Consider the following 15,015-nt stretch of genomic DNA (forward strand, 5'->3'; position numbering starts at 1 on the left):
TTTGATGTCATCAGTTGAGGGAATGAGCGGCAAGTCCCAGGCGGGATTTCCGTGGCGCGAGGACCTGATGGCAAACACCGGCAGGTCTGGTGTGGGTGCCGCTTTCGTCGCCATGCTGACGAGCCCGGGCTTTGCCGTGATCACGACCTGGCGCATTGCCAAGATGCTGCGATTCCAGACACGCTGGGGACATCAGATCACCTGGCTGCTCGTGCGGGCGCTGATGCGGCGCGGCTGCTACATCTCGGTTCTCGCGGAGATCGGTCCAGGGCTGATCTTGCCGCATCCGACCGGCGTCGTGATCGGCGAGGGGGCGCGGATCGGTCGCTCCGTGATGCTTTATCACAACGTCACGCTCGGCCGGCGTGCCTGGGATGAACCGGGTTGCCCGACCATCGGCGACGGCGCCGTCATCTACACCGGTGCCGTGATCGTTGGCCCGACTTCGATTGGTGCGGGAGCAAACGTTGCCGCCAACGCGGTCGTGACGCGTGACGTCCCGCCGCATTCCGTCGCCGCGGGAGCACCTGCGCGGATCGTGCGCTCGGAAGCACCAGGTCGCCTGCGCGCCTGACAGCCCGCGAACCGACGGCGAGGTTTCGGCGATTCGCGGTTGGTCCGCCGGTTCAACCCGGTCACAATTCTGATTGCTTGCCATGTATAGTTGTGTCCGGAAACGTCTCGGACACAGGAAGCAAGCCCATGTCGTCGATCATTACCGATTTTTCGCAGGTCTATCCCTATCTCGACGGCTCCAAGTTCAAAGACACCATCGTCGTGCAGTATCGGGGCGACGGCGACGTCAGATACAGATGCGACGTCCTCGTGGACATCTGTCGGGGCAAGCGAGTCCTGCATGTCGGATGCTGTGATCATCTGCCGCTCATCAAACGAAAGATCGACAATCGGGACTGGCTGCACGGCCTGATCACCGAGTGTTCCGAATACACCGTCGGCGTCGACATCGATGCGGATGCGGTGCGGGAGGCGTCGCGGATTTCCGGGCTCGACAACATGGTCGCGGGCGACGTGACGTCCGGCCAGAAGATCGAGGCAATATCCGGCCGGAAGTTCGACATCGCCGTGTTTGGCGAAGTCGTCGAGCACATTCCGAATCCGGTCTCGTTCCTGTCGCGCTTCAGGGAGAATTACGGCGACGTCGTCGATCAGATCGTGATCACCGTTCCGAACGCCTTCAGGGGTGGCAACATCAAGGGCATCTTGAAGAACGTCGAGACGATCAACAGCGATCACCGGTTCTTCTTCACGCCCTACACCATCGCAAAGGTCGCAATCGACGCCGGCTATGCGCCCGTCGAGGTGAAGATGGCCACCTTCATGCGCGCCGGAAAGCTGAAGTCGATGCTGCTGCGGCGGCTTCCGCTGCTGGCCGAGGATATCATCTTCATCGGTGCGGCCACACCCGCGCGGCCGCACTGACGTTGCTTCACCCGTCTTCCTATTTCAGCTGGCAGGGGCACCTGCCAGCTGGCTCGGCATCAGACGAACAGGAAGTTGCCGTGATCCAGGGTGGTCGAATTCACATTCTTCAACAGGATGGAATCGGCCGAGGTGAGCTGGATCAGCGTGTCGGAACCTGATTGCGAGATCTGCAGGTGGCTGTAGTCGGCCACCAGTGATTTCAGGATTTCGATCGTGTCGTGGTTCGACGCGGTTCCGGCGTGGAAGCTCTTGATCTGGTCGTTGCCGCCGTCGAACATGACGGTGGTCGTGCCCGGCGCCGCGGAGAAGACGTCGTTGCCGCTGCCGCCCGCCAGTGTCAGTCCCGCAGTCACCGCCGTGACGGCGTGGGTCCCATCGGTGTTGAGGACGTCGATCGAGAGCAGCGAGCCGCTGGTATTGTAGCTGTCGTGCTCGACGGCGCCCGGCAGGCCGGAGACCTTGAACTTGAACACGTCAGACGTTCCGTCGGCGTTGTTGATGGTTTCGGTCGTCTTGACCCCGGTGCTGTCGTAGACGTCGGAGACCTTGCTGCCGTCCGACTTGACGACCTGCGTGTAATCGAGCGTACCGTCCGCGTGCGACCGGGTGATCGAGGTCATCTTGCCCGCGGCGTCGATGTGCTGCTGCTCCGTGACGTAGCTCTTGCCGGTGATGTTGTAGATCGTGTTGTCGTGCGAGCCGTCGGCGTTATTGGCGTAGACCGCGGTCTTGACGCCCGACGTGAACACCGTGGTCGAGTTGGAGCCGTCCTTGTTCAGCACGTAGTCGCTGGTGAGGCTGCCGCTGCCGTCGAACAGCTTCGTTTCCTTGGTGCCGTCGGCGTTGACGACGTAGATCGACGAGTTCAATCCGTTCGCGTAGTTCGTCGTCGTCACGTCGCCGCCCGCCGTCTTTTGAACGTCCTGGACCAGAGCTCCCGACGAGTTGTACGTGTCCGTCGTGGTCGATCCATCGGTGGCGTTCAGGATCTCGCTCGTCTTGTGACCGGTGCTGTCGTAGAGGTCGGTGACCTTGCTGCCGTCGCTGTTGATCACCTGCTTGTAGGCAAGCGAATCATCGGCATGAAGGCGGGTCAGGGCCGTAAGCGTGCCGGCGGCGGTGAGGTGTTGGATCTCGGTCGTATAGCTCTGGCCCGTGATGTTGTAGAAGGTGTTGTCATGGCTGCCGTCGGCATGGGTGACATAGAGCTTCGTCTTGACGCCGGCGGAGTAGACCGTGTTCGAGGACGAACCGTCCTTGTTCTGGACCAGGTCGCTGGCGATGATCCCGCTGGAATCGTACAGCTTGGTGTCCTTTGACCCGTCGGCGTTGACCACGTAGACCGACGCCAGCTTGGCGCCGTTGTAGTTCGTCGTCGTGGTGTCGCCGGAGTTCGTCTTGGAGATCTCCTGCTTCAATGCGCCGGTCGATGCATCGTAGATGTCGGTCGTCGTGCCCGACGACGTGACGGTGATGACCGAGATCTTGTGGCCTGTGGAATCGTACTGGGTCGTGACCTTGCTGCCGTCGCTGTTGACCACCTGGCTATAGGCCATCGAGCCGTCGGCATGGGTACGGCTGACCAGAAGCAGCTTTCCGCTCGGATCGATGTGGTCGTGCTCGTTGGTATAGGACTGGCCGGTGATGTTGTAATAGTAGTTGTCGTGGCTGCCGTCGGCATTGGTGCCATAGACCTTGGTCTTGACGCCAGCCGTGTAGAGCGTGTTCGAGGACGAGCCGTCCTTGTTCTGGATCAGGTCGCTCGCGATGATGCCGTTGGAATCGTACAGCTTCGACTCCTTCGACCCGTCGGCGTTGACCACGTAGACCGACGCCAGCAGCGAGCCGTTGTAGTTGGTCGTGGTCACGTTGCCGGAGGTCGTCTGCACGACCTGCTGCTTGAGCGTGCCCGCGGTGGTATAGAAATTGGTCGTGGTGGCCGTCGACGTTATGGTGACGGCCGAGGTCTTGTGGCCGGTCGAGTCGTACTGGGTCGTGACCTTGCTGCCGTCGCTGTTGAACACCTGGCTGTAGGCCATGGTGCCGTCCGCATGGGTGCGGCTGACCGACAGCAGCTTGCCGCTCGCGTCGAGGTGATCGTGCTCGCCGGTATAGGACCGGCCGGTGATGTTGAAATAATAGTTATCGCGGCTGCCGTCCGCGTTGGTGACGTAGGCCTTGGTCTTGACGCCTGCCGTATAGAGCGTGGTCGACGACGAGCCGTCCGCGTTCTGGACCACGTCGCTCGCGATGACGCCCTTGGCGTCGTACAGCTTGGAGTCCTTCGAGCCGTCGGCGTTGACGACGTAGACGGACACCAGCAGCGAACCATTGTAGTTCGTGGTGGTCACGTTGCCGGAGGTCGTCTGCACGACGGTCTGCTTGAGAACGCCGGCTGTGGTGTAGAAATCGGTGCTGGTCGCCGTCGATGTCACGGTGACGACAGAGGTCTTGTGGCCCGTGGCGTCGTACTGGGTCGTGACCTTGCTGCCGTCGCTGTTGTAGACCTGGCTGTAGGCCATCGAGCCGTCGGCATGCATCCGGACGACTGATAGAAGCCTCCCGCCCGCGTCGAGCTGGTCGTGCTCGCTGGTATAGGACTGGCCGGTGATGTTGTAATAGTAGTTGTCGTGGGTGCGGTCGGCATTGGTGACGTAGACCTTGGTCTTGACGCCGTTCGAATAGAGCGTGTTCGAGGACGAGCCGTCCTTGTTCTGGACGAGATCCGCGGTGAGATTGCCGCTCGTATCGTAGGTCTTGGTGTCCTTGTCGCCGATCGCCGAGACGGTGACGTCACGCACCATCTTGCCGCCGGTATAGGCGATGTTCTCCGACGAGCCGTCGGTATTGAGCGTCACCTTGCTGGTGATGACGCCGTCGGTGAAGTTGGACGTGCTGGTCGACAGAAGCTTTGCGGAGGAGTCGTAGACCCTGGTCACGCTCCAGGTGTCGGTCGAGTTGGTGACGGAGAACTGGTAGCCGCCCTGGATGGCTGCGAGCGCCTTCCCGTAATGCGAGATCATGTACTCCATGGTGGCATTGGAAGCGACCGGAAGCACGTGGGTGTCGGTGAGCGTGATGGTCTTAAGCGAACCCGAGGCGTTCAGGTCGGACATCTGCGATACGATGTCGGCGGCGGTTCCGCTGACGTCGGTCACGGCGGGCGGTGCAGTGCCGCCTCCTGCGGGAGCGTCGATCTCGATGATGAGCGGGTGGTCCGTGATCGGAACCACGATCTGGCTGACATCGGTGTAGGTCGCGATCGGCGAGCTGCCCTTTAGCGGGTCATAGACGTTGATCAGGTGGTGGACGCTGCCCAGGTTGACGGTAACCGATATCGTCGGATTCGCGATCTCGGTGTCGGTGGCGTCGTTCCAGACCTTGGGTTCCGCCCAGACCACGAGCTCATAGGCGCCGTTGCTCTTGCCGAGAACCATGCTGTTCCCGCTCGCCGGCATGTTGTCGAGCGTATAGTTCAGCGAGGCAGTCGGCGCGTGGCCGCCCTTGCCGTCGTCGGCCAGGATCGTCGTCAGATTGTGGACCGCAGTCGCCGCGAGCTTCGGGGTTCCGTCGGCGTTGAACAGGCCCCAGTGCGATTCGGGATCCGTAGGGTCGTTGCTCGCCGAGGCGTCGAGCAGTTGATAGAGATAGGTGGTGCTGACGCCGTCCTTGTAGGCATCGACCAGCGTGTTCAGGATCGATTTCGCCTGTACGTTCTCGCTGGCGCCGACATACGGGGTATCGCTCTTGGTCGTATATCCGGTCTCGGTGATCACGACCGGTTTGCCGCCGGTGACCGACGTGGCGTTACCGAGCAATTGCTCGAGGGCGGTTTCGGGCGTTAGGCCGGTGCTGACATAGGCGTGAGAGTTGGCGTAGTCAGTCGACCCCGACATGTTTCCGAGATTGGCGTAGTCGGCCGAGTCATTGTAGCCGATCGACAAATTGTAGACGGGGATGTCCTTGAGCGCGGCGTCCGCCTTGATGGCGCTGTAATAGACAGCCTGGAACTGCGCTGCGGCCGAGACGCTCGAACTCCCATTATAGCTGAAGCCCTGGATGTTGACCTCGTTGAGGCCTTCCAGCGCGATGACGCTGCCGGGATGGCTGGCCGCGAACTCCTTGACGGATTCCAGATAAGACTGGAGCGCAGCCGCGCCGCCGGCCGGAACGCCCGACGGAACCACGAGGTCGAATTTGTAACCGTCCTTCGCAAGTCCCTCGACGATCGGTTGCGCTTCCGGGCTCGTGGCGAGTCCGCCCCGCAGTTTCGTCACCCCGAGATATCTAAGATTGTCCTCGACGAGGGCGAGGTTGTCGTAGGCGCCCCAGGAATATCCAACGTGAACATTGACGCCGATGGAACTGACAAAGGTGCTCGCCGACAGGATCGTCTGATCTGGTGATGCGGTAGTCATCGGTATTTCGGAGCCTTTTCTGAAACGCGAGAGTTCGGTGCCGCCTGCGTCTGTCGTATCGGCCAATCTCTGTTTTTCGAGTTGGTGAGATCGGTAAAAATGGAAGCACCCGGAGATTTTCTCACCGACGCTTCCTGCGCGACGCCCACAGCGCACGAATCTGCGTGGACTGAGATTGATCGATGAAGACCACGGCAATGTGCTTGCAGCGTGACGTTCGAATGGCGATGCAACGACGATGTTCGATCGATGTTGTGCCGGTGCCTAATCGAAACGCATTTGCTTGTCGCGCGAGCAGCCTTGCTTCGAATCTATTGTGTTAAGCGCCGTTAAGCCTGTGGCGTGGGCGGATCGAGTTGCCTGCGAGTCACGACCGCAAAAAAATATCGATCGAATTTCGAATGTGACAGTTGTTCGGGCGTTGAAGGCTTGCAGCGCGCTTCCGAATTTTCCCGCGTGCAGTCGGGAAGCGAGAACGTAAATCTATGGAACTCGCTACCGGAGTTTTGTTTTCTCTCCTGGTCGCTGCGACATTCGTGTCGACGTCAATGCAGAAGGATATCGAGTCTGTCTTTGGCCGATGAAGAAACGCCTCGTTGATGTGCAGGGTCAGTCGAACGAACGACACCGACCGGACGAGAGGTCCGATCTGTGTGCACGAGGTGCGGCGATCGGTGCGTTGACGGCGGGACAATCGGTCGCGGACCCGGCGGGCAAGGGGCCGGGGGACGTTTCAACCGGGCGTTGCTTGCGGAATTTGAAGGGAACGCCGACTTCCGGCGGAAGGCGCGAACCCGAGAAGCGGACTTCGGACGTCGTCTGCAGTGCCGGGGCGGAGTGTCGCAGATCCGCAACGTCAATATGTTAGGCGCGCAACGCTGTTGCGGGCAAACCGCTGGCACGGCATGGAATTTGCCGCTAAGCACTGACCGAAATGTCGTCGATTGAACGGAGTAAGGCCATTCCCATGCAAGATCCCGCCCCGAATGTCATGTTTCTGGTTGAGGTCGTGAATTGCAATGACGGGATTGCATCCTATTGCGAGACCCTGGCCACGGGATTGCATGGCCGGGGCGTGCAGATCCACCTGGTCTCCGGTGCCGTGCGCTCGGACGAGAAGTCCGAATACAAGCGTCAGAAGCTGGCGGCGGCCGTCAAGGAATGGCACGTCATTCCGGGACTTCGGAAGTTGCCTTCGCTGTCGATCTTCATGCGGTTGTTGAAGCTGATCCGGAAGAACAACATCACCGTGATCAACGTCCACGGGCTGGGCATGCTGATGTGGGGCCGGCTGCTCGCGCTGCTCACCGGCGCGCGCTGCGTTGCGACCTATCATCCCTCGGTGCTCGGGAACATCGAGAAGGTGCAGAATGCGCCGCAATCGACCTTCAGCCCGGTCCAGGTCCTGTTCTTCAACCTCTTCTTTCCCCACACCCTCATCCTGATGTCGGAGGAATCGCTCCGGCATCTGCGCCGCTACGTGCTGTTCGGCAAGAACCGGATCGCCAAGGTCTATGGCGGCGTCGACACGGTTCATTTCCGCCCGCCCTCGGATGCCGAGCGCCGCGACGCGCGCGCGAAATTCGGCGTTGGCGACGGTGAGTTCATGTGCCTGTTGGCGGCCCGTCTCGCCTGGGTGAAGGGCCACGACCTCCTCATCAAGGCGGCGCGCAAGATCCGCGACGGCGCCAGTTCTCCGCCGATCGACATCAAATGCTACTTTGTCGGCAGCGGCGGAGCCGAGCGCGAGAAGGAAATCAAGTCGTTCGCTTATGCTGGCGAGAAGGACAAGGACACCTTCAAGTTCCTCGGGTTCATGGGCGACGTCCGCGAAATCCTCTGGGCCGCCGACGTGTTCGCGCTGCCGAGCCGGTTCGAGGGATTCCCGCTCGGCGTTGCCGAAGCCATGGCGACGGGCCTCGTTCCGGTCCGGACTCCGGCGGGCGGCGCGACTGATCAGATCATCCAGGGCCAGACCGGCTTCATCGTCCCGTTCGAGGACGTCGACGCGCTCGTCGGTGCGCTCGAGAAGGTGGCCGACCCCGCGATGCGCGCCGCGCTGTCGCGCAATGCTCTTGCGCGCGCCCAACAATATTTCGGTGTCGGGCCGATGGTCGACGAGACTCTCAGGATCTACGGTTTGACCGGCGATACCAGCGGCAACGCGCTGGCTCACGCGGTGAAGGCCTGATCCTAACTGCGTGCCGAGGCCAGCAGATCGCCTCGCCACGTCACCAGAACGACGGCGAGGCCGGCAAAGACGATCTTTCCCGCGAGCCAGGTCAGGGAGTCCGACGGAGCCGCCGCTAGCATCGCGATCGCGGCGGCCGCAACGGTAGCTTCCAGGATCAGCAGCGCCCTTGGCGCCGCCCTGAACCGGATCAGCGGACCGCTGGCGAAGAGGATGATGAGCGCGGTGGCCAAGGCCGCGCTCGCGATCTGTCCCGCCACCGATATGTGCAGCAACGCGCCGATCGAGGATGCCGCCGACACCAGCAGCAGCTGGCACGCCGCGACGACGACCAGTCTCGTCGCCGATTTGGTCAGATGCGGCACGATCGCGAGCGTGGCCTGAACGTGGGTGTGGAGGAAGTAGAAGATCGCCGCGACCGGCGCCGCGTTGAGGAAATCGACCAGCAGATCGGCGGGCACGAACAGATGCGCCGCGTCGGGCAGGAGGCCGATCAGCCCGCCCAACATCACGATCGTCGCGCAGAGGATGAATTCGAGCATGCGGGCGGTGGCCCTGCGCGCTTCGCCGTCGACGCCGCGCTCGAACTGGACCACGACATTAGGATAGCAGACGGTGTGAATGGCGGCCACCAGGACCGAGAACGGGCGTTGCAGGAGGTCGATCGCCATCGAGAAGCCGGCCGCTCCGGTCGACGCGCGGCCGAGCGTGGCGATCACGATCAGGCGCAAGGTGACGGGTACGGAGAGATGAATGACGGAGGCGGCCGCAGCCATGATGCCATAGCGGCAGAAATTGCCCCAGTCGGTCAGCATGGCGCGTCGCGACGCGCGCCGTAGCGAGGTGCGATGCACGACCAGGCTCAGGAGAAGCACCGCGCCGTAGCTCGCGGCCATGCCGCACAGCGTCGCTGCAGCCGTGCCGTGGAGCAGCGCGCCCGCGATGGCGCCGGCCAGAAGCACGCTGGCACGCAGGATCAGGAGGACGGACGCGGTCCCCAGCCGGTCGGACACGCGGACGATCATGAAATAGAGGTCGGTGGCGCCTTGCAGCACGGCCATCGCCAGCGCGAGGGCGACGACGCTCGTCTCGAGCGTGCCCAGCAGTCCCGCCACGCCGCCGACGAGCAGCAGCACCAGCGCGCTGAGCAGCCCGGCGCTGAACAGCGAGAACCGCAGGCGCGCGGCTTCTTCTCCGGAAGCTGCGGCGAGGAAACGAACGCCGGCCAGTTGCAGCCATTCGAACACGAAGACGCAGAACAACTGGCTCGTCGCCAGCGCCAGCGAGAACGAGGTGTACTGGGCCGGCGAGAGGATATGGCTGACGGCGAAGATCAGAATGATCGCGGACGCACTCTGGTAGATATAGCTGCCGAATGCGAGCAGGCTGATCATGTCTGGCAATGCGTGAGAAAGAACATGGCGGGATGGTTGAGGGCCATTGGCGGCATCTGCGTCAGCTTCGGCTATGTGCGAGGCGTGCCGCGGCCGCGCGTGAGCTCGTCGTAGACGTTGCGATAGCCGGCGACGACGTCGTCAAAAACCCATTTGTCGATGCCGGACTTCAATCGCTCGCTCATCTCCACGATCTGCTGCGGCGCTTCGATGATCGCCGAAATGCTCTTGGCGATCGAGGCGGGATCGGGCGACGTCAGCCAGCCGGTCACGCCAGGCTTGATCGCCTCCTGAATGCCGCCGAACGGCGTGCCGAGCAGGGGTTTGCAGGCGGCCTGCGCGTCGGCGACGACGAGCGGGCAGGGATCTTCCCAGACCGAGGGGACGACCACCACGTTCACCTGTTCGTAAAACTGCTTCGGCTGTACGAAGCCGAGAAATTCGATCCGCGCATTCGGAGCGAGCGCCTTGAGCTGCTTCTGCTGGCTCTCGGTTGTGTGGCCTGCGATGACGAGCCGAAACCGGTCAGGCGGAATCGTCGCGATGGCGCGCACGAGATTGTAGATGCCCTTCTCTTCGGTCAGGCGTCCGATGAAGCCGAACGTGACGGTGCCGTCGACCATCGCGGTGTCTGCGTTGCCGACGTCGGCGGTCGAGGCGTTTCGAATGACGATCTTCAGCGGTGTCTGCGTGAACAGGCCGAGCTGGGTATGGATGTCGAGAATGCGCTGGCTGACGCCGACGACGGCATCCAGATGTCGCGTCGCCCCGCGACGGCGAAGGGTCAGGATCTGACAGCTCATGCAGCTCGATTCGCAGGCATGTCCGTCCGAGAAGCGCGAGCAGCGCGGGCAGGTGAGATAATAGTCGTGAAGCGTGTGCAGGACCGGAATGCCGAGCTCGGCGGCGGTCCGCCACACCGCGGTCGTCAGGCCGGAGAGATTGTTCGAGTGCAGGATGTCAGGCTTGAAGGCCTTGATGCGCGCCGCAACGAGCTCCGACATTGTCTGCCAGTCCTCGATCGCGTGCCAGATGCCGCGCACCGGCGAACTGTGCTGCTTGGCGAAAGGGAAATAGATGTTGTGTACGGGCGCCGAATACACGTCGATGCCGTTGCAGGTCTCCATCTGCTGGTTCGATGCGGACGCGGCACGTATCACTTCCACGCCGTCGTTCTGCCCGACCAGGGTCTCGGCGAGGCGGCGGACGAACGTTTCCGCGCCCCCGACCACCTTCGGTGCCAATGGCGTTGGATAGAGGGATGACGTGATAAGGATCTTCATCGAAAAGGTCTGTCCAGCTATCCTGCCAAATGGCTTTGCTGAAATCTCCGTTTCGGCTCAATGCCGGTTGGTTCGATTGTTGTTCAAATAGACGTCCAAATATTGTCCTGTCACTGAATCCGCCGAAAACCTCTCGGCAAATCCTGGCTGCGGAGGCCGGGAGACTTTCCAGTGTGACCTTTCGTTGACGGCCTTCAGCATCAATTCTCCCAGTCGCTTATGATCGCTGGGCTCGTAGGACCCAACCATATTGGAAAACCCCGCGATCTCGGGAATCCCGCCGGCCGTCGAGCAAATCGTCGCCCGGCCGGCGTTGATGCTTTCGATCAACGTGCGCGGCAGCGGCTCCGGCCAGACCGAACTCACTAGGCAGACGTCGATGCTGGCATAGAATTCAGCTGCCTTGGTAAAGCCAAGCCATTCGACCTTCCTTCCGCTGCGGCTTTTTAGCCCCCGCACGTAATCCTCAAGCCCTTTTCCGGCAATTTTCAGTTGCCAGCCTTCATCGGGAAGCTGCTCGGCCGCCTTGAGGACTACCTCAATACCTTTTTCAGCCTCGAGCCGCCCGATGAACCCGAATATCAGATCATCCGAGCTCGAAGCTGGTGACGGCACCACGGAGCTTGGATCGGCGATGTTGAAGATGACGCGGCCATCGGTGCCGGGGAAATATTTCAGCCTGGTGTGCTGGTCGAGCACGAATTGGCTGTTCGAGACCACCGCATCGACCATACGCGAGGCCAGCAGATAAGGCGACGTCATGGCGGCGCAGACGGTGCAGCGCTGCGCGCATGTCGCATCGCCCCGAAACAGCGTCGAGCGTTTGCACAGCAGGGAATAGTCGCGCAGGGTGTGCACGATCCTGATGCTGCGCCGCCTGGCTTCCGACCACAGCGAGACTGAGAAGCCCGTGAGGTTGTTGGTGTGGACGACGTCGGGCTTCTCGATGTCGAGAATTTCGGCGAACCGCGCCGCGGATTTGCGATTCCATGTGTCCTTGAGATGCCACTTCAGGCGCTGGACCGAGGAGGGCTTCCTGTCGTTGCCGAAAGGCCAGTAGTCGTTGTCCATCGGCACACGGTACACGCGCACGCCCTTGAGTTCGTCGATCGTGCGTTCCTGCTTGTTCTGAAGGCAGACCACCGACACCTGATGGCCGCGCTGGACGAACGCCTCCGCGAGCAGCGACACAGACACTTCGGCGCCCCCGATGATCTCGGGCGGATAGAGCGTGTTAACGATCAGTATTTTCAAGGATAGCCTCGGATTAGCAGCCCGCCGCAGCGTCAGTTCGATGGCCGGATCTCGAGATCCGGCACGGCCGTGCCCTTGACGCTGACAAGCAACGGCGTTGTCGATAACGCCGTCCAGGCGCCGGCGGCAGGGCCCGGCGCTTGCTGACATACATAGCTGATCTCGGCATTAGGTTCCGCATTTTTTAATCGAACTTCGAAGCGCTTCGACGCAGTCTCCGACCAAAGCGCGAGTTTCGTTTCCGATCCACTGTCACTGCGAATCTGCACGACGCCGGGCGCCGGCGTGGTTCGCGTTGCCTTCAGGCTGGAGCGGATGAAGGCCCAGCTTTCGCGAATGGAACACACGGCAGGCTTCGGCGAATTGTCGAAATGATAAATGCCGAAATTGTCCTCCAGTTCACCAGGCTTCGTCCCACTGTCCTTCAGCTCGTAGAGCCATATCCCCTTGAGCCAGGGACCGGCGGTCGAGGCCCAGAGGATGATCTGCGCCATGTTGTCGGCGGCAAGCTGCTCGGTCACGCCGCATTTCGCGCTTGGTGTCGGCCAGCCCGTTTCGGTCAGATAGATCGGATAGTCGGGATTGCCGGTCGCCTGTGCGACGCGTTGATGAAGATTTTGCAGCCGTTCGATCGCCTCGGCTGCGGTCCGCCCGGCCGGTGGTAAGCAATGGTTGTAGATGTGAATGGACATGCCGTCCGCGATACGAAGCAGGTCGGTCTTCAGCAGGGCGTCGGTCCATTTCCAGCCGGGATCGTCGCCCAGCGCTCCGACCACGAAGGGCGCGGACGGCGCCGCCTGCTTGACCGCGGGCTGCACCGATCGGGCGAGCGTCACATAATTTTCGACGGTGAACAGCGGCTCCGCGCGCGCTCTGAGATTGTACTCGTTCCACAATTCGAAGATCGGCTGCCGTGATGCGACCGCTTGCGCGGCTGCCGCGGCATAGGTGACGAATCTTTGGCGCGCTTCGTCGGTCGTCGGCGGATCGGAATTCGGGACGAGATGATGGCCGGTCCCGAGAATGAGCAGCGGGATTCCGACGCCGGACCTGATCTGGGTCTCGAGGCGGCCGTTCAGGGCATTGAAGCCGAGCCGCTTGCCGGGCAGCTCGAAATCCGACCAGGGGAAGTCGTCGCGGAACGAGGTGACCCCCAGCTCCTTCATCTGCTTGACGGCGGTCGCGGGCACATAGCCGCGGGCGCTGGTGACGCCGCCGAGGCCCTGGTGCGTGCCGACGCCCAGCAGGAAGCGCTGATCGAGCGGCTGCGCATTCTGTGCGTCTGCAGGATATGAGAGGCCGGCCGCGACGCAGAGCCCGCACATCAACATCCGGAAACGACGCAGGGCGCGTTTCCTGTTTTGCTCGGTCACGCTCGTGTCCACTCCTGCTCGCGTCAACCCGACAAGGCTAATACTCTTCTGTGGCCCCAATGGGGTGGGGCCGCCTTGTCTGCGCGCTCGTCATTGAGCGCGCTGAGTTGGGCTATTTGGAGTTCACGACCACCGAGCTGATGTTGTCCGCGTTGGCGGTTGCCGCGTTCAGCGGGGCCATGAGCTTGATGAATTCGATCGACGGCGATTCCGCCACCGAGATCACGTCGTGATCGCGCATCCTGAACGTATCCGCCTGGAACCAGCCGTCCGGCTTGCTCATGTCGAACTTGTAGACGGCAGGGACCGACTTGGTCGGGAACTGGGATACGGCGATGCCGATCCTCTCCAGCAGCGGCTTGGGCTCGAAACGGTAGACGTAGATGGACTTGGAGTCCGCACGGGCGCCGTCGAGACCGCCTGCCTTCGCGATGGCTTCAGCCAGCGACATGTTGTCGTTCTCGAACGTGAAACGACGGTTGTTGGTGCCACCGATCGATCCCGGAGACGGCGTCGAACCGAACACCATGTAGACGCGCGGAATGCGGGTCAAGAAGACGACGTCGCCTGGAGCGAGCAGCGCGTCCTCGTTGGGGTTGTGCACGACCGAGGACATCGTCTCGCTGTAGGTGCGGCCCTCGCGCTTGATCGTGATCGTGCTCTCGTAGGACGGATATTTCGGGCCGCCGGCACGCGCGATCGCGCCCATCAGGCGAATCCCGCCCGGATCGACCGGGAAGCGGAGCGGTGAGTTGACTTCGCCGAGCACGCTGATCTGGTTGCCGCGCTGTTCCGCCACGCTCACGACGGCCTGCGGGTCGATGGCGCGGTCCTTGAGACGCTCGCGGATGATGTTCGACACGGCGCGCGGCGTCAGCCCTGCGACCTTGATCGATCCAGCGTAGGGGATGTTGATGTTGCCGGACTGGTCGACCTGCTGGCGCGGAATGTCGACGAAGTTGCCCGGTCGCACGCCTGCTTCGCGCGGAATGAACAGGCCGCCTGCCTGCGCTTCATATACGGTCACGGTGACGATGTCGCCGATGCCGATGGTGACGTCGCGGTAGTTGCCGCCGGGGAGGCGGGAGAACACCATTCCGGCGGAGTCCGTGAACGCGTTGGTCGCCTGCAGGATCGCCGGATTGACCGGCATCAGGGCATAGGCCAGCGGCGCGCTCGGCTCGGTGATCAGCGCCGCATTTGTTTGCGTTGCGACGGCATCAGGAGAGTCTAACGGAATGAAGCTACCGCAACCCGTCAAGGAGAAGCTGATCGCAGCAACGGCCAGGATTCGGCTAATACCGAAATCAAAATCAAAACGTTCGGTCTTAGCCACCACTATTCCCTCGCACTCATCTAAAATCGGAATCACCGTACAAATCCCGTGCTGCGGAGTCACTGCTACGTCTTCGACTTTATGGTAAAGCACTTGTGGCTGTGACCTTATTGCCACTTGTGAACGTGGATACACGCCGAAATCTCTGTCCAAAATTTGTGCGGAACATCCTCTTAAATAAGCAGTTCGCAAACCATACATACACGTGTCAGATCGATGTCACGATTGAGACCGCGATCGAACCAATGAGCAGCGCGCGGCGACGAATATGCAGATGCGACGGCATTGTCGCGAGATGACATCGCCATAAGCTTCAAGTGTTG

At 61.7% G+C, this 15,015-nt stretch carries 9 protein-coding genes; 3 read left to right on the forward strand and 6 right to left on the reverse strand.

Annotated elements, in window-relative coordinates:
• Positions 1–4 precede the first annotated feature (4 nt).
• Positions 5–574, forward strand: coding sequence for a serine O-acetyltransferase (locus tag ABIB95_RS39130; protein WP_354247895.1), 570 nt, complete (start codon positions 5–7; stop codon positions 572–574).
• A gap of 128 nt (positions 575–702) precedes the next feature.
• Positions 703–1,440 (forward strand): class I SAM-dependent methyltransferase, encoded by a 738-nt coding sequence (locus tag ABIB95_RS39135; RefSeq protein ID WP_063985219.1) that lies wholly within the window; start codon positions 703–705, stop codon positions 1,438–1,440.
• Positions 1,441–1,499: 59 nt separating this feature from the next.
• Here ABIB95_RS39135 and ABIB95_RS39140 read toward each other — a convergent pair whose 3' ends face one another.
• On the reverse strand, positions 1,500–5,861 hold the full coding sequence (locus tag ABIB95_RS39140; RefSeq protein WP_354247898.1) for an RHS repeat protein: 4,362 nt from the start codon (positions 5,859–5,861) through the stop codon (positions 1,500–1,502).
• Positions 5,862–6,828: 967 nt separating this feature from the next.
• Here ABIB95_RS39140 and ABIB95_RS39145 point away from each other — a divergent pair.
• On the forward strand, positions 6,829–8,052 hold the full coding sequence (locus tag ABIB95_RS39145; RefSeq protein WP_354121075.1) for a glycosyltransferase family 4 protein: 1,224 nt from the start codon (positions 6,829–6,831) through the stop codon (positions 8,050–8,052).
• 2 nt (positions 8,053–8,054) lie between these two features.
• Here the strand turns inward: ABIB95_RS39145 and ABIB95_RS39150 are convergent, their stop codons facing one another.
• The 5 genes from ABIB95_RS39150 to ABIB95_RS39170 form a co-directional block, all read right to left on the reverse strand.
• Positions 8,055–9,446, reverse strand: a complete 1,392-nt coding sequence (locus ABIB95_RS39150; RefSeq protein WP_354247902.1) for a hypothetical protein — start codon at positions 9,444–9,446, stop codon at positions 8,055–8,057.
• Between the two features lie 71 nt (positions 9,447–9,517).
• Complete coding sequence (locus tag ABIB95_RS39155; protein ID WP_166350071.1) at positions 9,518–10,729, reverse strand: glycosyltransferase family 4 protein; 1,212 nt, start codon at positions 10,727–10,729, stop codon at positions 9,518–9,520.
• A gap of 57 nt (positions 10,730–10,786) precedes the next feature.
• Positions 10,787–12,133, reverse strand: a complete 1,347-nt coding sequence (locus tag ABIB95_RS39160) for a glycosyltransferase family 4 protein (RefSeq protein ID WP_354247905.1) — start codon at positions 12,131–12,133, stop codon at positions 10,787–10,789.
• A complete protein-coding gene (locus tag ABIB95_RS39165; RefSeq protein WP_354248006.1) occupies positions 12,016–13,308 on the reverse strand; it encodes a glycoside hydrolase 5 family protein in 1,293 nt (430 codons plus the stop codon). The genes ABIB95_RS39160 and ABIB95_RS39165 overlap by 118 nt, the downstream gene beginning before the upstream one ends.
• 160 nt (positions 13,309–13,468) lie before the next feature.
• The gene (locus ABIB95_RS39170; RefSeq protein ID WP_354247908.1) at positions 13,469–14,893 is read right to left on the reverse strand and encodes a polysaccharide biosynthesis/export family protein; all 1,425 of its coding nucleotides are present in this window, start codon (positions 14,891–14,893) and stop codon (positions 13,469–13,471) included.
• Positions 14,894–15,015 lie beyond the last annotated feature (122 nt).

Source organism: Bradyrhizobium sp. LA2.1, from assembly GCF_040547725.1.
Taxonomy (GTDB): domain Bacteria; phylum Pseudomonadota; class Alphaproteobacteria; order Rhizobiales; family Xanthobacteraceae; genus Bradyrhizobium; species Bradyrhizobium barranii.